This is a genomic window from Flavobacterium amnicola, assembly GCF_004122165.1.
GTDB classification, from domain to species: domain Bacteria; phylum Bacteroidota; class Bacteroidia; order Flavobacteriales; family Flavobacteriaceae; genus Flavobacterium; species Flavobacterium amnicola.
The window spans coordinates 296,502-317,313 of sequence record NZ_SBKO01000001.1; the positions used below are offsets into that span (position 1 = coordinate 296,502).

24 protein-coding genes are annotated in these 20,812 nt (G+C 34.6%); 13 read left to right on the plus strand and 11 right to left on the minus strand.

The genetic code is table 11. From position 1 onward, the window contains the following. Nucleotides 1-74: 74 nt before the first annotated feature. The 12 genes from EQG63_RS01340 to EQG63_RS01395 all read left to right on the plus strand — a co-directional run bounded on the left by EQG63_RS01340 (nt 75) and on the right by EQG63_RS01395 (nt 10,626). Nucleotides 75-662, plus strand: a complete 588-nt coding sequence (locus EQG63_RS01340; RefSeq protein ID WP_129433626.1) for a porin family protein — start codon at nt 75-77, stop codon at nt 660-662. Between the two features lie 30 nt (nt 663-692). Then, nucleotides 693-1,907 carry a hypothetical protein gene (locus EQG63_RS01345; protein WP_129433629.1) on the plus strand — a complete coding sequence of 405 codons (1,215 nt, stop codon included), beginning with the start codon at nt 693-695 and terminating at the stop codon, nt 1,905-1,907. 17 nt (nt 1,908-1,924) lie between these two features. After that, nucleotides 1,925-2,443 (plus strand): hypothetical protein, encoded by a 519-nt coding sequence (locus EQG63_RS01350; protein WP_235827796.1) that lies wholly within the window; start codon nt 1,925-1,927, stop codon nt 2,441-2,443. Between the two features lie 18 nt (nt 2,444-2,461). Next, entirely contained in the window at nt 2,462-2,944 is a 483-nt protein-coding gene (locus EQG63_RS01355; protein ID WP_129433635.1) for a hypothetical protein, read from the plus strand. A gap of 12 nt (nt 2,945-2,956) precedes the next feature. Then, complete coding sequence (locus EQG63_RS01360) at nt 2,957-3,910, plus strand: DUF6175 family protein (RefSeq protein WP_129433638.1); 954 nt, start codon at nt 2,957-2,959, stop codon at nt 3,908-3,910. 16 nt (nt 3,911-3,926) lie between these two features. Further along, nucleotides 3,927-4,892, plus strand: coding sequence for a hypothetical protein (locus tag EQG63_RS01365; protein ID WP_129433641.1), 966 nt, complete (start codon nt 3,927-3,929; stop codon nt 4,890-4,892). A 127-nt stretch (nt 4,893-5,019) separates the two neighbouring features. Beyond that, nucleotides 5,020-5,679, plus strand: coding sequence for a queuosine precursor transporter (locus tag EQG63_RS01370; RefSeq protein ID WP_129435234.1), 660 nt, complete (start codon nt 5,020-5,022; stop codon nt 5,677-5,679). 56 nt (nt 5,680-5,735) lie between these two features. After that, nucleotides 5,736-6,443 carry a UMP kinase gene (pyrH, locus tag EQG63_RS01375; RefSeq protein ID WP_129433644.1) on the plus strand — a complete coding sequence of 236 codons (708 nt, stop codon included), beginning with the start codon at nt 5,736-5,738 and terminating at the stop codon, nt 6,441-6,443. A gap of 124 nt (nt 6,444-6,567) precedes the next feature. Then, complete coding sequence (frr, locus tag EQG63_RS01380) at nt 6,568-7,131, plus strand: ribosome recycling factor (RefSeq protein WP_129433647.1); 564 nt, start codon at nt 6,568-6,570, stop codon at nt 7,129-7,131. A gap of 135 nt (nt 7,132-7,266) precedes the next feature. Further along, nucleotides 7,267-8,337 (plus strand): Ppx/GppA phosphatase family protein, encoded by a 1,071-nt coding sequence (locus EQG63_RS01385; RefSeq protein ID WP_129433650.1) that lies wholly within the window; start codon nt 7,267-7,269, stop codon nt 8,335-8,337. 111 nt (nt 8,338-8,448) lie between these two features. Further along, a complete protein-coding gene (locus EQG63_RS01390) occupies nt 8,449-9,705 on the plus strand; it encodes an MDR family MFS transporter (protein WP_129433653.1) in 1,257 nt (418 codons plus the stop codon). 18 nt (nt 9,706-9,723) lie between these two features. Beyond that, nucleotides 9,724-10,626 carry a hypothetical protein gene (locus tag EQG63_RS01395; RefSeq protein ID WP_129433656.1) on the plus strand — a complete coding sequence of 301 codons (903 nt, stop codon included), beginning with the start codon at nt 9,724-9,726 and terminating at the stop codon, nt 10,624-10,626. A gap of 31 nt (nt 10,627-10,657) precedes the next feature. On the opposite strand, the gene tsaB is transcribed toward EQG63_RS01395, so the two are convergent. The 3 genes from tsaB to EQG63_RS01410 all read right to left on the minus strand — a co-directional run bounded on the left by tsaB (nt 10,658) and on the right by EQG63_RS01410 (nt 14,118). Next, nucleotides 10,658-11,326 carry a tRNA (adenosine(37)-N6)-threonylcarbamoyltransferase complex dimerization subunit type 1 TsaB gene (tsaB, locus tag EQG63_RS01400; RefSeq protein ID WP_129433659.1) on the minus strand — a complete coding sequence of 223 codons (669 nt, stop codon included), beginning with the start codon at nt 11,324-11,326 and terminating at the stop codon, nt 10,658-10,660. A gap of 68 nt (nt 11,327-11,394) precedes the next feature. Further along, nucleotides 11,395-12,744 carry an efflux RND transporter periplasmic adaptor subunit gene (locus EQG63_RS01405; RefSeq protein ID WP_129433663.1) on the minus strand — a complete coding sequence of 450 codons (1,350 nt, stop codon included), beginning with the start codon at nt 12,742-12,744 and terminating at the stop codon, nt 11,395-11,397. A gap of 3 nt (nt 12,745-12,747) precedes the next feature. Further along, the gene (locus tag EQG63_RS01410; protein WP_129433666.1) at nt 12,748-14,118 is read right to left on the minus strand and encodes a TolC family protein; all 1,371 of its coding nucleotides are present in this window, start codon (nt 14,116-14,118) and stop codon (nt 12,748-12,750) included. Between the two features lie 116 nt (nt 14,119-14,234). Here EQG63_RS01410 and EQG63_RS01415 point away from each other — a divergent pair, with 116 nt between their 5' ends. After that, complete coding sequence (locus EQG63_RS01415) at nt 14,235-15,617, plus strand: DUF4403 family protein (RefSeq protein WP_129433669.1); 1,383 nt, start codon at nt 14,235-14,237, stop codon at nt 15,615-15,617. A 22-nt stretch (nt 15,618-15,639) separates the two neighbouring features. Here the strand turns inward: EQG63_RS01415 and EQG63_RS01420 are convergent, their stop codons facing one another. The 8 genes from EQG63_RS01420 to cyoE all read right to left on the minus strand — a co-directional run bounded on the left by EQG63_RS01420 (nt 15,640) and on the right by cyoE (nt 20,767). Beyond that, a complete protein-coding gene (locus tag EQG63_RS01420) occupies nt 15,640-15,924 on the minus strand; it encodes a hypothetical protein (RefSeq protein ID WP_235827797.1) in 285 nt (94 codons plus the stop codon). Next, nucleotides 15,914-16,456 (minus strand): DUF420 domain-containing protein, encoded by a 543-nt coding sequence (locus EQG63_RS01425; RefSeq protein WP_129433672.1) that lies wholly within the window; start codon nt 16,454-16,456, stop codon nt 15,914-15,916. The genes EQG63_RS01420 and EQG63_RS01425 overlap by 11 nt, the downstream gene beginning before the upstream one ends. Further along, a complete protein-coding gene (locus EQG63_RS01430) occupies nt 16,456-17,139 on the minus strand; it encodes an SCO family protein (RefSeq protein WP_129433675.1) in 684 nt (227 codons plus the stop codon). Before EQG63_RS01430 ends, EQG63_RS01425 begins: the two co-directional genes overlap by 1 nt. Nucleotides 17,140-17,142: 3 nt before the next feature. Beyond that, entirely contained in the window at nt 17,143-17,817 is a 675-nt protein-coding gene (locus tag EQG63_RS01435) for a hypothetical protein (protein ID WP_129433678.1), read from the minus strand. Nucleotides 17,818-17,895: 78 nt separating this feature from the next. Beyond that, nucleotides 17,896-18,246, minus strand: a complete 351-nt coding sequence (locus EQG63_RS01440; RefSeq protein ID WP_129433680.1) for a cytochrome C oxidase subunit IV family protein — start codon at nt 18,244-18,246, stop codon at nt 17,896-17,898. A gap of 16 nt (nt 18,247-18,262) precedes the next feature. Next, nucleotides 18,263-19,240, minus strand: a complete 978-nt coding sequence (locus EQG63_RS01445) for a cytochrome c oxidase subunit 3 (RefSeq protein ID WP_129433682.1) — start codon at nt 19,238-19,240, stop codon at nt 18,263-18,265. A 43-nt stretch (nt 19,241-19,283) separates the two neighbouring features. After that, nucleotides 19,284-19,865 (minus strand): cytochrome c oxidase subunit 3, encoded by a 582-nt coding sequence (locus EQG63_RS01450; RefSeq protein ID WP_129433684.1) that lies wholly within the window; start codon nt 19,863-19,865, stop codon nt 19,284-19,286. After that, on the minus strand, nt 19,865-20,767 hold the full coding sequence (gene cyoE / locus EQG63_RS01455; protein WP_129433686.1) for a heme o synthase: 903 nt from the start codon (nt 20,765-20,767) through the stop codon (nt 19,865-19,867). The genes EQG63_RS01450 and cyoE overlap by 1 nt, the downstream gene beginning before the upstream one ends. Nucleotides 20,768-20,812: the final 45 nt, after the last annotated feature.

Sequence of the window (20,812 nt, forward strand, 5' to 3'; positions counted from 1 at the left end):
ATTGCATTTATATTTCTGTAGTATATGTATTGTTAAAATTATATTAAAAAAACTAAACACCTAAATTAAAAAGTATGAAAAAAATCTATTTAGTCTGTTCTTTTTTGATGATTTTGTCGGTTCAGGCACAAAAAACAAAACAAGATGAAGGCATTAAAATCGGAATTAAAGGCGGTTTAAACATTGCCAATTTTCAAGGGGATTATGATAACAACGGAATCAGAACAAGCGTTCATGTAGGATTGTTGTCCGAAATTATTGTTTCAGATAAATTCTCCATTCAACCTGAGTTAATGTACTCAGGACAAGGATTTACCGATGAAAAAGTTGGTGGTTTCGGAAGACATAAATTTGATTACATTACATTACCGGTAATGGCAAAGTTTTATGTAATGAATGACAATTTGAGTATAGAAGCAGGACCACAAGTAGGCTTTTTAGTTTCAGCAACCAATCAAAACATCGCAACGGATTATACCGTAAAAAAACAAAACATTGTTGATTTTGGATTGAATCTAGGATTGGGTTACGAATTAAAAAATCATGTTTTTTTTCAAGGAAGATATAATTTAGGTTTGTCAAATATTAACAATTCGGCGACTTCAAACACATTCAAATACAGAAATAGTGTTATTCAATTTTCTGTAGGATACTTGTTTTAACAATTAAATAAATAACCACAAATAAAAACAATGAAAAAAATTATTTTATCACTTATTACCCTTTCTAGCATTGTAGCTGCAAATGCACAAGACAAAAAAGAACTAAATGTAAAATACAGAAGAAGTTCGTTATACACCTTAATGGTAGAAAACCCAGCTATTCCCCATGCAGATGTAATTAAATCAGCTTTTGTAAAAGGTCCAATTCCTGAAAAATTTAACGATCACATCAGTGGTTCAAGAACAATTCCAACAAATAACGAAGAAGACCAAACAACAAATATTAAGAACTACTTAGAAACAAATAACGTTGCAAAGGAATTAGTTGCTAAATGGTTCAATCGTTCAGCATCGGGAGCTTTCAACATGGATTTAATCAAATCTAGAGGCAGTTATGATGCATCGGTTGTAGACATTGCCACTGCAAAAGCAAGCAAAAGAGGTCTTGAAATGTTGGCCGATGCCGGTGAAGAATTAATTAAAAATACATTTGTTTTAGTAAATGATTACAAATATGTTTCTAAAGAAGAGGTAGCAAAAAAAGCGAGTGGCTTATTACGTTCGGTAGGATCAATTGCTAGTGTAGTACCTGGTGGTGGAAACTTGTCTACTACAACAGAATTAGCAGCAACTGGCGTAACCGTTGCCGGAAAAGGATATGTAGTAAAAACGACAGCTCACTTGTACCGTCTAGAGTGGAACGACGAAGTAGCGGCAACTTTTTATAACGACTATTGGGCAGACGACAAAACCATTACACAAGAAAAGAAAAAAGCATTTGATGATTCAAATATTTTCAAGTTAACTTATGTGGGCTCTGATGTATCATGGGCAGATGTTCAATCAACTATTTTTACTAAAAAAACTGATGATGAATTAATCGAAAGAGCAACAATCAAAGCAGTTGACGCGGTAATTGTTGAATTACAGAAAAACCACGATGATTTCAAAACAAAAACACCACTTTTCACTGGAGAACCAATTACAGCTAAGATTGGCGTAAAAGAAGGGGTAACTAATAAATCTAAGTTTGATGTATTAGAACAACAAATAGATGAAAACGGCAAAACAAAATATGTTGTAGTGGGATCAATTAAAGTAGATGAGGACTTCCCTATTTGGGACAATCGTTATGGTGCTGAAGAAGAAAATCCAGACAACAAAACCGATAGAACTCATTTCAAAAAAGTAAGCGGTAAAGAATTTTATCCAGGAATGTTAATCATCCAGAAAAAAGGAAAATAATTAAAACTATAATAAAAATGAAAAAACAAATAATAACAATTTTAGTAGTACTTGTAGCCTCGGTAGCAACATTTGCTCAATCTGGAAAACAGAAAAAAGCCGACGCAGCAACAGAAGCTTGGCGTTATGAAATCGAATGTGCTGGTGTAGGAGCTGACGGAACCTACTTAGTAAAGGTTTGGTCGTACTCTAAAAAACCAAGCATTGCCATCACACAAGCAAAAAAGAATGCCGTACACGGTATCATCTTTAAAGGTTTTTCTGGAGACGGAAGAAGTTGTGCTTCTCAAAAAGCGATGGCTAACAACCCAAACATTGAAGCAGAAAAAGGAGATTTCTTTGGACCTTTCTTCGAAGAAGGTGGAAAATACATGAAGTACGTTACAGAATCAACAGACGGATTTGTTGATGCTGGCGACAGATTGAAAGTGGGTAAAGAATACAAAATTGGAATAATCGTTGCGGTTTCTAAAGATGCCTTAAGAAAAGATTTAGAGGCTGCCGGAATTATCAGAGGCCTTTCGTCTGGTTTTTAACCTTAAAAAACAAATCACATGAAAATTAAATTAACCTTAATCGTTTTCTTCTTGGTATTCGTATCTGCGAATGCTCAGAAAAAAATTGCCGGAAATTATATTTATAAAACCGAGTGCATGGGAGTTGAACTTGATGGTTCTGTAACTCTTAAAGCATGGGGTAACGGTAGAAATAGAGCAGATGCTGTAGAACAAGCTAAGAAAAATGCAGTTAGAGATGTAATCTTCATCAATATTTTAGAAGGCAAACAAGATTGCGCAAAAAAAGCACTAATCTTGGAAGTAAATGCTGAAGAGAAATACGAAGACTATTTCAATAAGTTTTTTGCTGATGGTGGAGAATTCAAAAACTTCATTACTTTAAAAGATGAGAGAATTGGCGAAAAAATAAGCCGTGACAGAAAGAAAGCTAGAGAAAGTGTAACCCACGGCTTAATAGTGCGTGTATTACGTTCAGAATTAAAAAGCAAACTTATTGCTGACGGAATTATCAAACAATAAAGTATTTAAATAATGAGAAAAGTTACAACAAAAATATTCGCGATACTTGCCCTTTTCATGGTGAGTTTATCTTACGCTCAAGCAAAAAAACCAACCATTATGGTGGTTCCAAGTGATTTGTGGTGCAATCAAAACGGATTCATGACAACCTATGACAACCAAGGAACAACCGTAAAAATTCCAGATTACAAAAGAGCTTTTCAGGAAAATCCAGAATTAATACAAGTAATCAGTAAAATCAACGGATTAATGGCTGAAAGAGGTTTCCCATTAAAAAATATGGAATCTGCTATTAAAACCTTAGAAAGTGAAAGTGCTGAAAACGCAATGTTATCTTCTAAATCAGGTGCAGGTGTTGCTGAAAGTCCTATTGATAAATTGAAAAAAGTAGCCAAAGCGGATATCATCATGCAATTGACTTGGACGTTAAATTCAACAGGCCCAAAAAAATCAGTTAACTTCACTTTACAAGGAATCGACTCGTACACCGACAAACAAATTGCTACTGCAACAGGTACGGGATCTCCTTCATTTTCAGTAGTATTACCTGTTTTACTAGAGGAATCTGTATTAGCACACATCGATAATTTCAATGCATCGCTTCAAAAGCATTTTGATGACATGTTTGAAAACGGAAGAGAAATTATCATCCGAGTGAAAAAATTCGATTCTTGGTCGGGTGATTTAGAACAAGAATACGGTGGTAAAGAATTAAGTTCAGTTTTGGAAGAATGGATGACTGCCAATACGGTAAAAGGACGTTTCAGTACATCTGATGCTACTGAAAACATGATGTTATTTGAGCAAGTGAGAATTCCTCTTTACGATGCAACTGGAAAAGCAATTGATGCTAGAGGTTTTGCAAAAAGCCTACAAGACTTCCTTAAAAAAGCACCTTACTTGATTCCAAATAAATTAATGATGAAAGGATTAGGTCAAGCAGTTATCGTTTTAGGCGAAAAATAATCTAAATTTGAAAAACATGAAAAAATCAATAAATAAATTCATATACAGTTTCGCTGCAATAGTAGGTTTTTCAACTTGTACTGTAGCACAAGAAGCTAATGCTAACGAGTTAGGAAAAATTGCCTTGGCAACATACATCCCTGCTCAGGAAAGCATGTCAGAGCAAGCAAACAGCATGCTTACCAACAAGTTAAATCAAATTATTAGCACAAACGGAATTGCCAAATCAAGCTATAATTCAAGATTTATCATTACAGCAAATGCTATGGTAATGACAAAAGATTTGATCGCGAGCGCTCCTCCAATGACAGCTTTAACCCTTGATGTTACCTTATATATTGGTGATGGAATTGACGGTAAGAAGTTTGCCAGCAAATCCGTTACTGTAAAAGGTGTGGGTATTAACGAAACCAAAGCCTATATTGATGCATTCAAAAACATCAAACAAAATGATGCTGGGATACAAGCTTTTGTAACTAGTGGCAAAAATAAAATTGTAGAATATTACAAAACAACTTGTAATCAGTTAATCAAAGAAGCACAACTTCTTGACAAACAAAACATGTATGACGAAGCTATTTTTAAATTGACTGCGGTTCCTGCAGAATGTACAGAATGCTTCAACAAAACAATGGCAGTAATCCCTTCTATTTACAAAAAAATGATTGATAGAGATTGTAAAACCAAACTAATGGAAGCCAACAATCTTTGGAATGCTACTCAAGATTACAATACTGCAATTAGCGTGGGAGAAATATTATCAACCATTGATCCAGCCGCTAGCTGTGTGGGCGAAGCCAAAGCGCTTTCTGCTAGAGTTGGAAAAAGAGTAATCGAAATCGACAAAAGAGAATGGAACTTAAACTACGAGAAAGAAGTAGGTTTGGAAAAAGATCTTATCAAAGCATATCGTGATGTAGGTGTGGCTTACGGAAATGGTCAGCCTAAAAATGTTACTTACAATGTAGTAGGTTGGTGGTAATCCATCATCATAAAAAAAATCAAAATCCCCTATTGTGTATTCATTAGGGGATTTTTTTTAACAACATTTACAATTTGTTGAAGGTGAAAAAATCAGAAAATTTCTATCTTTGAAAAAAGTCACTGCTATGCTTCAAACCAAAAAAGAAATTATTTTCTTCATTCTTGCCGGAATATTTATCACCAATGCAGTAGTAGCCGAACTCATCGGCGGAAAATTAATCTTTGTCGGAACCAGCGTCATGAGTGTGGGCATTTTGCCCTGGCCTGTGGTTTTTATCATTACCGATTTAATTAACGAATACTATGGCCGTAGCGGCGTTCGAAAACTTTCCGTAATTACCGCCGGACTCATTGCGTATTGCTTTTTTGTCTTATATATTGCCATGCAAATTCCCGCCGCCAAAGGAATCAGCACCATTTCCGACGAACAATTTCATGCCGTTTTTGGACAAAGTATGTGGATTATTGTGGGAAGTATTATTGCCTTTTTAGTATCGCAACTCATCGATACCAGTATTTTTCATTTCTTCAAAAACAAAACCGGAAGTAAAATGATTTGGTTGCGAAGCACCGGATCGACTGTTATTTCACAATTGTTTGATAGCTTCATCGTTCTAGGGATTGCTTTTTGGGCCACCGGAATCATGTCGACCCCTGTTTTTATCCAATCGGCCTTCACCGGATACTTTGTAAAATTGATTATTGCGATTTGCATGACACCCCTAATTTATCTCGGACACTACATCATTGGTAAATACATCAAACCCTTTCACAAAACAAGCTAATTCAATATTTCTAAAATAGAAGATTATCTTTATATTTGCAGGGCAAAATAAACACAATGAAATACAAAAGAATACTTTTGAAATTAAGTGGCGAAGCTCTTATGGGCGATCGTCAATACGGAATTGACCCAAAAAGATTAGCAGAATATGCAGATGAAATCAAACAAATTCACGCTTTAGGGGTTCAAATCGCAATCGTAATTGGTGGTGGAAACATTTTTAGAGGAGTAGCCGGAGCCAGTAATGGTATGGACAGAGTGCAAGGTGACTATATGGGAATGCTTGCTACCGTAATTAACGGAATGGCGTTACAAGGAGCCTTAGAAGAAAAAGGAATGCTAACCCGATTACAAACTGCCTTAAAAATTGAAGCTATTGCCGAGCCTTATATCAAAAGAAGAGCCGTTCGTCACTTAGAAAAAGGACGTATTGTTATTTTTGGTGCCGGAACTGGAAATCCTTATTTCACAACCGATACTGCAGCCGTTTTAAGAGGAGTGGAAGTCAATTCCGATGTGATTTTGAAAGGAACACGTGTAGACGGAATTTACAATGCCGACCCAGAAAAAAATGCCGATGCCGTGAAATTTGACTATATTTCGTTTGAAGACGTCTTAAAAAAAGGATTAAACGTAATGGATACCACTGCATTTACCTTAAGTCAAGAAAACGAATTGCCAATTATTGTATTCGATATGAATAAAGAAGGTAATTTGCTTAAAATTTGCCAAGGAGAAAACATAGGAACAGTAGTGAATATATAATTCAGACAACTTAGATCGTTAGATTTTAAGACATCTTAGACTATCATAAAATGCATAATAGTTTAAGAAATATGAAAAATCTAAGTAGTCTAACAATCCAAGTAGTCTAACAATCTAAAAAAAAATGACAGAAGAAATTAATTTTATACTAGACAGCACCAAAGAATCAATGGAAGGTTCGATTGCGCATTTAGAAAAAGAATTTTTAAACATTAGAGCTGGAAAAGCATCTCCACAAATGTTAGGTAGTGTTTTTGTAGACTATTATGGCTCACAAACGGCACTTTCTCAAGTAGCAAACATTAATACTCCTGATGCCAGAACCATTACTGTAACGCCATGGGAGAAGAACATGTTACAACCTATTGAAAAAGCCATTATGATTGCCAATATTGGTTTTAATCCTATGAATAATGGTGACAACATTATTATTTCGGTGCCGCCATTAACGGAAGAGCGTCGTAAAGACCTTGTTAAACAAGCCAAAGCAGAAGCAGAAGATGCAAAAATAGGGATTCGTAATGCCCGTAAAGATGCGAATACTGATATCAAAAAGTTAGAAAAAGATGGCACCTCTGAAGACATTTGCAAAACAGCAGAAGAAAATGTTCAAAAATTAACCGATGCTTTCATCAAAAAAATTGAAGAACATCTTGCCATCAAAGAGGCTGAAATTATGAAAGTCTAATTTGTAAGAAAATTTAATACTTAAATCCGCTAATGCGGATTTTTTTTGTTCTTATGCAATTTTTGCTTTGATGTTAACAAAATTTTAATATATTTGAGTCCCCACAAATATTTTTTTTAATTTAAAACACTACTTATGAACATTAAAAAAGCACTACATTGCCTAGTATTTTTATTTGTCCAAAACTTTATGTTCTGTCAGGATTCAGGCATTTTTGCCGGGATTGAAATTGGGAGTAAAGGGATAAAAATGTCTGTTGTAGAAGTTACCAACATCAAAAAAGGCGACTATGTCGTTAAATCGTATTGGTCAGAAAACGTAGGAATCGCCAAAGGAATTGCGATTGACGGAAATTTAGCAAAAGAAGATATTGACCGAGCTGCTACAGTTGTAGTTAATAATTACATAAAAATTAGAGACGAAATTAAGGTAGCCGACGAAAACATATTCATTGTAGGTTCCTCTGGTGTAGCAATGGCTAAAAACACACAAGAGTTAATCGACAAAATTAAACTTACCACAAGAAAAGACGTAGAGTTTATTAATGCCCAAACGGAAGGAAAAATGCTTTTAAAAGGTTGCGTGCCTCCTGTTGATTATAAAGACTCCATGGTATTAGATATCGGAGGTGGAAACACAAAAGGTGGCTATATAGACGTAAAGAATGACAACAATTTTGTATTCTTTCCATTAAGTGTAGATTTTGGCTCTATCACATTAACAGAAGCGGTTCTGAAGAAAACCAGAAAAGATGATGTCTCTGAATTCAATGAAAAATTATTCGGTTTCTTACCCACTTTAAGAGATCAAATCAAAGCCATGTATGGCACAAGTCCGGTGGCCTTAGAAAAAGAAAAAGTATTTATGTCTGGAGGAGCGGTTTGGGCGTTTTACACCCTTTACAACGGAGCGGCCAAACAAGCTTTTAACGAGTTCAAACTAGAAGATGTTTTGTATTATGATGCCGTACTTAAAAACAATTTCAGAAGATTTGAAGAATTAGCCAAAACAGACAAAGATGCCGAAAGAGTATTAAAAACCTATTCTCAAAAATATTTAATTTCAGGAAGTAATCTATTGCTTACCTGTTTGGAAGCTATTCCAGACATTAACGATAAGAAATTATATTTTGCCAAAGAAGGCCAAATTGCTTGGCTGGTATCGTATATCGCCGATCGATCTAAAAAAGTTAAAAAGATTTATTAATAAAAATATTCTCATCAATGTTGCATGTCCCCAAACATTCATCACTGATATCAATTAATCTTTCAATTTGATGCAGTCCCTAAAGTCAATTGATTTAAAAAATAAAATGAAATGAAAAGTTATTTAAACACCTACTTTGATAACTTTAGAGGGTTTTCAAAAGAAATATGGGTTTTAACGTTAATAACCTATATCAATCGTGCTGGGGCAATGGTCATGTTATTTTTAACAAAATACCTGCACGAAAGTTTATTTTTTAGCCTTACTGAAATTGGATGGATGCTTGTTTGCATCGGCGTCGGAGCATTGTTTGGCAATTGGTTGGGCGGAAAATTAACCGACATCACTGGTTTTTACACCGTCATGCTTTCGAGTCTCTTTTTAACTGGTTTTGGTATTATAGCCATTATGTTTCTCTATGATTTTGTTGAAATTTGCATCGGACTGTTTTTGGTTACTGCCATTGCCGACACTTACAAACCTGCTATGTATGTTGCGGTTTCCAATTTTACCAACAAAAAAAACAGAACCAGAGCCCTTACACTAGTGAGATTAGCCGTTAATTTGGGTATTATTTCGGGACCTATAATTGCTGGGTTAGTAATTAAAAAAGACAATTACGATATGCTTTTTTGGATAGACGGAATCACTTGTATCCTAGCGATTACCATTTTTATGCTTTTAATAGATGAAAGTAAAATGTATAAAGCAAGAAAAATGATACATCGAAAAAACAAGAAAGAATTAAATAGCAAACCAGCAAGCATTCTTAACGATAGTAATTTTCTGATCTTTTTATTTGCCAGTTTCTTAACAGCCTTTTTATTCTTTCAATTGTTTACAACCATTCCATTGTATAATTCTGAAAAATTAAAATTAACGGAATTACAAATCGGATTATTATTGTCGCTCAATGGCCTTCTTGTGTTCCTTTTTGAAATGCCATTAATCGGTTTTCTGGAAAAAACAGAAATTGATGCTACCAAGATTATTTTATTCGGAGCCGCTTTTATGACCTCTGGGTTTTTCTTCTTGTTATTTTCCAATTCAATCGTATTTTTAATAATCAGTATTTTATTGATAACTATTGGACAAATTTTATTATTTTCGTTTTCAAATACATTTGCTTTCACTCGAGCCATTAGTGGTCATGAAGGAAAATATATGGCTTTTTATGCGATGAGTTTTAGTGCTGCACAAATACTTAGCCCAAAAATTGGTTTAATTGTTATTGATAATTATAATTATTTCTCCAATTGGCTTTTAATGAGTATTATTGGATTAATAGGCATTTCGCTTTATTATCTGTTAGACAAAAACATCAGGCAGGAAACAACATTAAAAAATCTAAATCAAAGTATAGCTTAAAAAAGCTTCTTTTAAATTATGTCAAAAAAAATCAACGAACGTTCCACAAACACTAACAATAGTTTTAAAATCATAATTATTTTATTGACATTCACCATGCTTTGTAGTCTTTTTTACATCTACAAACAAGGTAGCAAAACAAAAAATACGATTGTTTCTTTGCGTCATGAAAAATTGGAGTTAACCAATGAAAAACAAGCCATTCTAAATGATCTTGAGAAATCTAAAATTTACTTAGAACAAGCGCTTTCAAACAAATCTGCTTTGTCAAAAGAATTGGTCGAAGAACAAAACAAAGTAAATCAGTTGATTGCACAATTAAAAAATTTACAAAATAGTAAAATTGACAGCAGTCAAATAGCTCAATTTAGACAAGAAGCCCAAAATGCAGATGCTAAAATTACATCATTAATTAAAGAACTAAACAGCTACAAAAAAAAGGTTGACAGCACGAATGTCATTCTTAAAAGTGAAAGAAAAGCAATTGACACCTTAAAAACGTCGAATAAAAAATTAGCAACAAAAGTGAATGAAGCTGCTAAATTATATTTTTATGACTTGAAGGTCACACCGTTAAAAGTAAAAAGTTCAGGAAGTCAAACGGAAACCGATAAAGCAAGTAGAACCGATGTGATTAAAGTAAGCTTTATGATTGCCGAAAATGATTTTGCTAAAGCAATGTCCAAAGATTTTTACATTCAAATCATCGACAGTAAAAACAATGTTATCGGAAGTAAAAAAACAGAAAATTTTGGAAATCAAACCTTAACATTCAGCGGGCAATCTAATGTAAACTACCAAAACAAAACTATTAAAGTAGAGCAAGAGATTCCAACAACAAACTTAGAAAAAGGGTATTTTTTCATCAATATATTTGATAATTCTAAGCTCATTTTAAAAACTTCATTGGATTTAAAATAAATTCAAATTTAATTTTAGCCAGTATAACAACTTATAATTTGGCGGAAGGCAACATAAAATCTTTCAAGTAAAAAGGTTCAAAATAAGCGACATCAACCGTGTCGTTTTTTTTGTATTTATCAAAAGCAATTGCAGACATTTCATTTGCCGAAGGAAATTCAATTTCGTCGTGAAATACAAACTTAGCATCTGTTAAAACCGTTTTACACTTGGCTGCACCATCTCCCACAAAATGAATCGTTTCTTGTATTTCTCCAAAGGAATTTTCATCGATAATTTCCGACTGAATGGCTTTTACCTTTTGATAAGTAGTATCAAAAACGGCCGTATAACATTCCATTCTTCGTGCATCAATCATAGGAATGACAACCCCTTTTTCAATGGTTAGCTTTCGAGCCAACGTTTCCAAAGTGTCAATTCCTATTAACGGAATATTCAACGAATAACACAGTCCTTTTGCCGCCGAGACACCAATACGTAAACCAGTATAGGAACCCGGTCCTTGGCTTACGGCAATAGCTGACAAGTCTTTAAATTCTAATTGCGCTTCTTTTAGAATCGCTTCCATAAAAACATGCAATTTTTCGGCGTGCGAAAAACCGCTTTCTGCGATTTCTTTACAAAGTAGCGTTTGTCCGTCTTTTGCCAAAGCAACCGAACAATTTCTGGTCGCTGTTTCAATTTGAAGAATATAAGTCATTGTTTATTTCTATTGTACAAAGGTGAGAAGAAATTCTAAAAAAGAAAAGCTCCATTTGGAGCTTTCTACTAACTTATTTTTGATTTTTCGGCTTCTTCCTTAGCGGCCTCTCTTTCCTTCTTCTTTTCTGCCTCTATTTCTTCTTTCGATTTGATATACACTTCATCCCCAGGATTCAAATCTTTGGTCACAACGGTATAAGGCCCGGTTACAATTTCTTCCCCTTTATTTAACCCTGAAAGTACTTCAATATACATATCGTCTTGAATTCCTGTCGTGATTATTTTGATCTTTACTTTGTTTCCAACTTTTACAAAAACACATTCGTAACGTTTTTCATTTTTCACTTCAGGCTTCCCTTCCTGTTCGTTTTCAACAGCATAGGCATTTCTAGTCGATGTAGTATCGGTACGCATCACCACGGCACTAATTGGCACAGCAATTACATTTTCTTTTCTGGTTGTAAAAATATCAACGGTAGCGGTCATGCCTGGACGAAATGGAGAAAAACCAGAAGGTTTCCCTTTCATAATATCTTCATACGATTCTTTTAAAATTCTAACTTTTACTTTAAAATTCGTCACTTGATCTGCCGATAAAGCCGTACTCGCCGAATTGGAAATACTCGTCACAATTCCTTTAAATTCTTTTCGCAAATAAGCGTCTACTTCTACTTTTGCTTCGTCTCCGATTTCAATTTTTACAATATCATTTTCATTCACATCTACTTCTACTTCCATATTGTTTAAATCGGCCACACGCATTAACTCGGTACCAGCCATTTGTTGTGTTCCTAAGACACGTTCTCCCAATTCAACATCCAACTTAGAAATGGTTCCACCAACCGGTGCATAAATAGCCGTCTTCCCTAAGTTTTCTTTTGATTCGTTTACCGTTGCTGAAGCACTTTGCACGTTGTAATAAGCCGCTTGTTTAGCTGCTTGAGCCCCTTCAAAAGCTGCAACCGACTTCTCCCATTCAGCACGAGAGATAATACCTTTATCGAATAGTTTTTTACTTCTTTCGTAACTCGATTTTGCCTCTTTAAATTGAGCGTCTGCTTGCGATAGTCCTGCTTTTGTGTTCGACAAACCAGCTTGAGAACGATTTAGTCCTGAGGTGTACAATTCTGGATTGACACGAACTAACAAATCGCCTTTCTTCACGCTTTGCCCTTCTTTTACGGGTAATGCAATTATTTCTCCAGAAACTTCAGAAGATATTTTGACTTCTATTTCCGGTTGAATTTTTCCTGTAGCCGAAACAGTTTCTACCACAGTGCGTTGTTCTACTTTTGCAATTTCAACTTCAGTACCATTCTTCTTCTCGCCAAAAACACCTGATTTACTCAAGCCGATTAAAGCAAAAATCGCCAATACACTTCCACCTATTATGTAATATTTTTTATTGCTTGACATAATTTATTTATTATTTATAATTGGAATTCCGAAATAGAATTCTAAAATTTTAGTTCTAAAAATATAATCGTACTTGGTTCGTAATACTTCCGATTGTGCGTTCACAAACATGGTTTGCGTTTGGTTATAATCAAAAATATTCATCAATCCTACTTCATATCTCTCTTTTGCGTACTCCATCGCATTTTGACGTGCTTCTAATGTAGCAGTGGCCGATTCGTGCGTTTTTTGTGCGCCTTTCGTATCTGTAAAAGCGGTATAAACCGTTCGTTCTAAATCTAATTCTTGCTGATTTAAGGCTAACTTCGATTTTTCTAGGGCAACTTTAGAGCGACTCACATTGTTACGAGTGGCAAATCCGTTAAAAATTGGAATCGTAAGTTGTGCTCCAAAATTTTGTCCCTTATTATCACTAAACTGATTGAACAATGCATTTGGTCCACTTATCCCGATGACCTGCCCGCTTGAGTTGAATAAAATTCGATCGGAATTGGACGCTCTCGTATTGAAACCATAAAAACCTTGCAATGTGGGTTGGTAGGCTCCTTTTGCGATTTGTATGTCTTTTTCTGCCAATTGCAAATTGGTTTGCGCTAACTTTAATTCGGTTCTGGTTTCTTTGGCTTTCTTCAAAATGGCATTGGGTTCTTCTAATAATACCGGACTGTCTTTTACTACAATATCTTCATCGGCGATATCAAAATCTTTAAAATCTGCTAATTGTAATAATTGTCCTAAACTTAATTTTGAAAGCAACAATGTATTTTCGGCATTAATCAAGCGTTGATTATCTGTCGCCAAGGTCGCTTTTACGTCTAACAAATCCCCTTTGGCCACAACTCCTGCTTCAACTAACTCTGTAGTCCTTTCCATTTGTTTTGTATCTAAAACCAATTGTTCTTTTTGAACTTTTAGATTCTCTTTGTTAAACAAAATCTGCAAATATGCGTTAACCACATTAAGCGAAACATCTTCTTGCATTTTTGTCAACTGATACTGTGCGGCAATTTTAGACAAATTGGCTTTACGCAACTGATTTTGGTTTTGCATTCCTTTATAAATATCAACACCCACATTTAACCCAGCGGAAGTAAATTGAGTGGTTTGATTCTCCAACAAACCCGTTGTGATATTTTGATTCAAACCAATATTCCAAGAATGACTGGCATTTGCATTTGCCGAGGGTAAAAAACGACCAATGGCATCTTTTCTGGTAATATCGGTTAACTCACTATCAAACGTAGATTGTTTTATAGAAATGTTATTTTGCAAAGCATAATTGACACATTCTTCTAAGGTCCATTTTTTGGATTGACCAAAAGAACTCAAAGAAACAAAGGCAAAAATTACTAAAAGGGATTGAATTTTATTCATTATTAAAAACGAAAGTTACTACTTCCTAATTTTGATGTTTCTCATTAGACAATCCCTTTTTGATTTTGTTACAACTAGATGAAAAATAATTTTACTTTTGCTGAAATTATTTAGAAATGAAACATTTAATTATCCTTATAAGTTCTGTAATTTTATTCAGTTGTTCCACCGTACAAAAAATAGAATTAATGAAACCTGAACCCGATGAAGCCTCGCCAATAAATTACCCGGTTACGTCGTCCTATATAAGTTTTCCTATTCAACTCTCGCTAAAAGATATTGAAACGCAAACCAATAAGGCTTTGAATGGATTGATTTATGAAGACAATATTCTGGAAGGTGACAACACCGAAATGAAGATTTGGAAAAATGGGCCTATTCATATTTCAGAAACCGATGGTAAATTAAAAACGATTGTACCGCTTAAAATTTGGGCTAAAGTAAAATATGGCACTGCTGCATTTGGTCTGAATTTATACGACACCCGTGAGTTTAATTTGAATGGAAATGTCACCTTACTTAGTGATGTTAAAATGACCAACTGGAAAGTTATTACGACGACTGAATTGGAAAACATTGACTGGGTTGACAGTCCAACAGTTGGCATTGGCGGGAAAGAAATTAAAATTACCTATTTGATCAATCCTACCATTCGCATTTTTGAATCGAAAATTGAAAAAATGATAGATAATTCGATGAATAAAACCTTAGATTTTAAATCGAATATTTTGGAAATGATGCAAAAAGCGAGCGAACCTGTTGAAATGAGTGCCACGTATCAAACCTGGCTAAAAGTGACACCACAAGAACTCTACGCTACTGAAGCCAAACTAGAAAAAAACAATATCAATATGAATGTTGGTTTAAAATGTTTGATGGAATCGTACATTGGACAAAAACCAAAACCAGCGTTCAATAAAGATAAAATTGCCTTAAAACCCATTGCGAATTTACCCGATAGAGTGATTGCGAATATTGCTGCTGTATCTACCTATCAAGATGCTTCCCGTGTGATGACCAATAATTTTAAAGGACAAGTATTTGGTTCCGGAAAGAAAAAAGTAACGATTCAAAATGTGGAAATTTGGCACAAAAGAGGCAAAATGGTCATTGCGCTAGACATGATTGGAAGCTTGAATGGAAGAATTTACCTTTCTGGTTTTCCGCAATACAACACAGAAAAAAAAGAATTGTTTTTTGACGATTTGGACTATGCCTTAGAAACGAAAAGCAAATTAATGAAATCGGCCAATTGGTTATTTCAAGGACTTATCTTGAATATGATTAGAGAAAAATGTCGCTATTCCATTCAGCCTAATTTAGACGAAGGCAAAAAGAATATTTTACATTATTTGAACAATTACTCGCCGATGCAAGGGGTTTTTGTTAATGGAAAATTAAATGATATTACCTTCGATAAAGTACAACTAACCAATAATTCTATTGTAGCGTTCTTGAATATTACCGGCAATGTCAAAGTAAATGTAAATGGGATGTAGGTAAAATTACGAAGTGTAAATCTTATACCTTCCTTTTCTTACTGTACATTCTGTAAATATAAAGTGCTACTATTCCCACCAAAATATAAGGAATAGCCATTAGATACAAAATCCCGTCATTTACGGCTTGCGCTTGCGTGGTTTCACCCGAACTCTCTAAAGAAGCACGACACATTGCGCATTGTGCATTTGAGGCAAAAGGGAGAAGCCAGAAGGCAAAAGCTAAAATTACTTTAATATTTGTACTTTTCGCTTTTCCCTTTTCTCTTATTACTTTTCCCTTATCCTTTTTATCTTTACTGAACATAATACGGTGAAATCATAAGATAGACAATCACTCCTGTCACGGCCACATACAACCAAAGCGGAAATGTAATTTTGGCAATTTTCTTATGACGGTCGAAACGTTCCGCTAAAGCGCGAACATAAGTAATTAACACCAATGGAATAATGGTAATTGACAAAGCAATGTGTGAAATCAAGATGAAAAAATAAATTCCTTTCATGATGCCTTCCCCACCATATTTGGTCGCTTCAGAAGTCATGTGATAGGCCACATACATCCCTAAAAAGGCAACCGAACACCCAATGGCTATTTTCATTAAACGTTCGTGTAAGGCACGATTCCCTTTTTTAATCGCCATCACGGCCCAAACCAATAATAATGCTGTAATCCCGTTGATTGTGGCATAAATTGGTGGTAAAAAAGACAATGGCTTCACATCGAACCCAAAATCTCTAAGTTTTACTTTAAACAATACCGCCACCACTAATGGAATGGCAATGGATAAAATGATAATCCAAACGTTGTATTTTTTTTCGATGTTGTTCTGTTCCATTATTCCGCTAGTAATTTTGATATATCGTGTTTAATTTGTTTAATTCCTTCTGCTTTTAATCCGTCATAATAAATAATTGGATTTCCAAAATCATCTTTACGACATCTAATATTTCCATTTTTATCGATTAAAGCAAAAAGTCCTGAATGCTCGAATCCACCATTTGCTTTTTTATTTTCACCAACATACAGGTTGTATCCTTTGTTGGCGATTTCAAAGATTGTGTTTTTATCTCCGGTTAAAAAATGCCAATTCATTCCTTTAGCATCGATAGTTTCAGCGTGTTTTTTTAAAGCTTCGGGCGTATCATTTTCTGGATTAATAGTGATAGAAGCGATTCCGAAATTAGCATTGGAAGCAAAACTCGCTTGCACTTCTTTCATGTTTTTATTCATGATCGGACAAATCGTCGGACAAGTCGCAAAGAAAAATTCTACTACATATACTTTCCCATTGTAATCTTCATTGGAAATGGTTTTCCCATTTTGATTGGTTAAGGAGAAACTGGGTGCTTTACCAATAGTTACCAAATCACTTTTACCCGTTCCTTCATCTGAAACTTTATTCAAGCGATCACTTTTAACCACTTCCCCATTTTTAATTCTACTCACAATTTTTGGAATAAAAATAATTCCGAAAATTAGAATGATTAAACTGGTTCCGATGTATGATTTATTTTTCATCTGTTATTTCTTTTCGTGTAAACGGAAATTCTCTTTGTTTTTGTTTCGCTTTAAAGCCAAACGGTATTCGCGAAGCAATATCTTGACATCATCTGTCATTTCGTTGTGCAAATCGGCAGCAGAAGTAGTGTTGTAACTTTCACGATATTCTTCCTTTCCTGCTTTGTTTTTTCCTTTTCGGCCACGATGATTGATATCTTTATCCAAAATGAGCACTTCCGAAGTACTCAAATCGGCACTCAACTTCCCTTTCAAATGGAAACCATCATAAAAGGTTTGAATTTCTTTGGGGGAAGCAAATACAATTTTATAACCCGTCATATTTTCGGTAAAAGCGGCTAGTTTGTCCATTAGTTCGCCCACTTGCTTTTGACTTCCATCTTGCGCTACTAATACCACTTGAAAATCTTTGAAACCAACATATTTATCGTAAATCTTTTGGTTTAAATTAAAAATATTTCCTTGATTGGCTTTAATGTCGCTACCAATAAAACCGAGTACTGTGATTTTATTTTTTAACGAGACTTTTTCATCTTTTAACGATTTCCATGCTGGCAAGTCGGCATTATTTTTAGAAATAGTAGGCAAAAAAAGCTGATTATGCGTTGCCGAAGCAAATATCATATAGATTACAATAGGCAAGGCTAAAAGCAAAATAAGGACCAGTTTGTTCTTCATGAGACAGAAGTTGTTTTAGAGAGTACAAAAATAAAAAAATCCCGATAAAATCGGGATTCTTCTTGAATTAATATGTTGTTAAAAATTCCATTTAATGGTAGAGTTTTTAAACACTTCAAATATATAATCAGCTTCAACTAGCAAGATAAATACTAAATATAAAATTAAGAATACTAGTGGTGCAACGATTGACCATCTTAAAGTTGATGTTTCGCCTTCAAGGTGCATGAATGCCCACATAATTCCGTATGCTTTAACAACGGTAAGGATAATGAAGATCCAGTTCAGTAAATTCATTCCTAAGAAATTAGTAAAATGCAAACCATGAGGTTTCACAATACCTAAAGCTACTTCTACAATTGTTATAAGAGAAAGAAATCCGAATACTTTCCAGATTCTACCTACGTTTGATTCGTGTGAATGTCCCATAAGAATATTTTTATTATTAAACTAAGTAGAAGAATGTGAATACGAATACCCAAACTAAATCTACAAAGTGCCAGTATAATCCAACTTTTTCAACCATTTCATAACTACCTCTTCTTTCGTAAGTACCTAAAATAACATTAAAGAAAATAATGATATTAAAAATAACTCCTGAAAATACGTGGAATCCATGGAAACCAGTAATAAAGAAGAAGAAATCTGCAAATAATTTACTTCCGTATTCGTTTTGATGTAGATTTGCTCCTTCAACAACTGTTTTAGCGCCTTCTAATCTTTTTAACGATTCTTCACGTGACAAAACTACTTTTTGTTTGGTCTCAGGATTGATTACTTCTGTACGAACTAATAAATCCGGGTGAGATTTAAAACCTTCTACCACTTCTGCAACAGAAACTGACGGCAAAGCAGGCTCTTCAGTAAACCAAATACCATTACTACGAGTGTGTTGTACTCTTTCTTGAGGGATATCGGCAGCAAATTCGTGTAATGCCACACGTTTTCCGTGTGTATCTACGAATTGCAAAATAGAACCTCCTTTAGATTCGATTGCACCATACTCACCTTTGATAAAGTTTTTCCATTCCCAAGCTTGAGAACCTACGAAAATTAAACCTCCCACAATGGTTAACAACATGTATACTGCTACTTTTGTTTTTTTCATTTGATGCCCTGCATCAACTGCCAACACCATCGTTACCGATGAAAAGATAAGGATAAACGTCATTAAAGCCACATAATACATCGGAGCAGAAACGCCATGCATAAATGGAAAGTGTGTAAAAACTTCATCAGCCAAAGGCCAAGTTTCGATAAATTTAAATCTTGAAAAACCGTAAGCTGCTAAGAAACCTGAGAATGTCAATGCATCGGAAACGATGAAAAACCACATCATCAGTTTACCATAACTTGCATTCATTGGCTCGTTTCCGCCGCCCCATGTTTTCCCTTCAGTACTTGAAGTAACTGTAGTTGCCATAGAAATATATTTAAAAAGTTGTCAAATGTACGTTTTTTTCTTTTTATACGAAATACAAAAATAAAAACAAAAATACCCAAAGCAAATCTAAAAAGTGCCAAAACATCGCACCTAGCTCAATTCCAATAGTTTGAGACGAATTGTATTTTTGTTTAAAATGATTATAAATTATGATTAAAAGCGAAATTACTCCCGCAAATAGGTGCGCCATGTGCAAAATCACCAACATATACAAGAATGTAGTGGTAATTGTACTTTCACTTCCTGTGAAGAAAAAGCCCATGTCTACAATTTGACTAAATCCTTTAAACTGGAAGAAAACAAAAGTGATTCCTAACGCTAAAGTACCTAATAAAAATAAGGTGGTATTTTTTCTATCGTCTCTTTTTATGGCCAATTTGGCAAAATGAATAGTGATACTACTCATTACCATTACAATTGTACTAAATGTAAATGCTGAAGGAAGCACCATTTCGTGCATCCAATCTTTTCGAGAAGCACTTACAATATAAGCACTTGTTAATCCAGCAAACATCATAAACATACTCAACATCCCGAAAAGCAATAACAGCTTTTTCGATCTATCGTCTCTTTCTTTCTCTTCTTGGATTGTCATAGTTGTCATTATCTTAAAAATTTATCTAAAATATATACTAATTGTAATAGTGAAATATAAGAAACACTCACCAACATCAATGTCTTAGCCGCTTTATCGGTTTTGTTTTGATACAATTTTACAGCGTAAAACAACATCCAAAATCCCAAAAGCAATACCATTACCGCCGAAATTGGAGTTAAAAACAACTGTCCTGTATATCCAAAACTTGGCAATATTGACGCCACAATTAACCAAATCGTATACAAAATGGTCTGCATTGCTGTTGATTTATCTTTTTCACCAGAAGGAAGCATATAGAACCCTCCCTTTTTATAATCGTCGTATAAAAACCAGCCAATGGACCAAAAATGTGGAAATTGCCAAAAAAACTGAATCAAAAACAAAGTTCCTGCTTCAATTCCGAATTCTCCTCTAGCCGCTACCCATCCCAACATAAACGGGATCGCTCCTGGAAATGCTCCAACAAAAACCGACAATGGTGTTTTGGTTTTTAAAGGTGTGTAAACACTGGTGTATAAAAATATGGAAATTGCTCCAAACATGGCCGATTTTTCATTGATATTGTAGAGAATTACAATTCCGATAACGGTTAAAATGGACGCAATGATAAAAGCAGTAGTCGTTGACATTCTTCCCGAAGGAATTGGTCGATTTCTGGTACGATCCATCAAGGCATCCAAATCTTTCTCGATGATTTGATTGTAGGCATTTGAAGCGCCCACCATACAATAGCCACCAATTGCTAACATGATTAAAGTGGTAATAGTCGCTTGATTGATTGTATCAACACCCAACAAATACCCTGCAATGGATGAGAAAACCACGCTAATCGCCAAACCTGCTTTGGTAATTTCTTTGAAATCAACAAAAACAGACTTTAATGAAAATGTAGTAGTGGTTGTGCTCAAGGCAATTGTTTTAAAAATCGGTGCAAAGATAGGGATAAGGAAAAT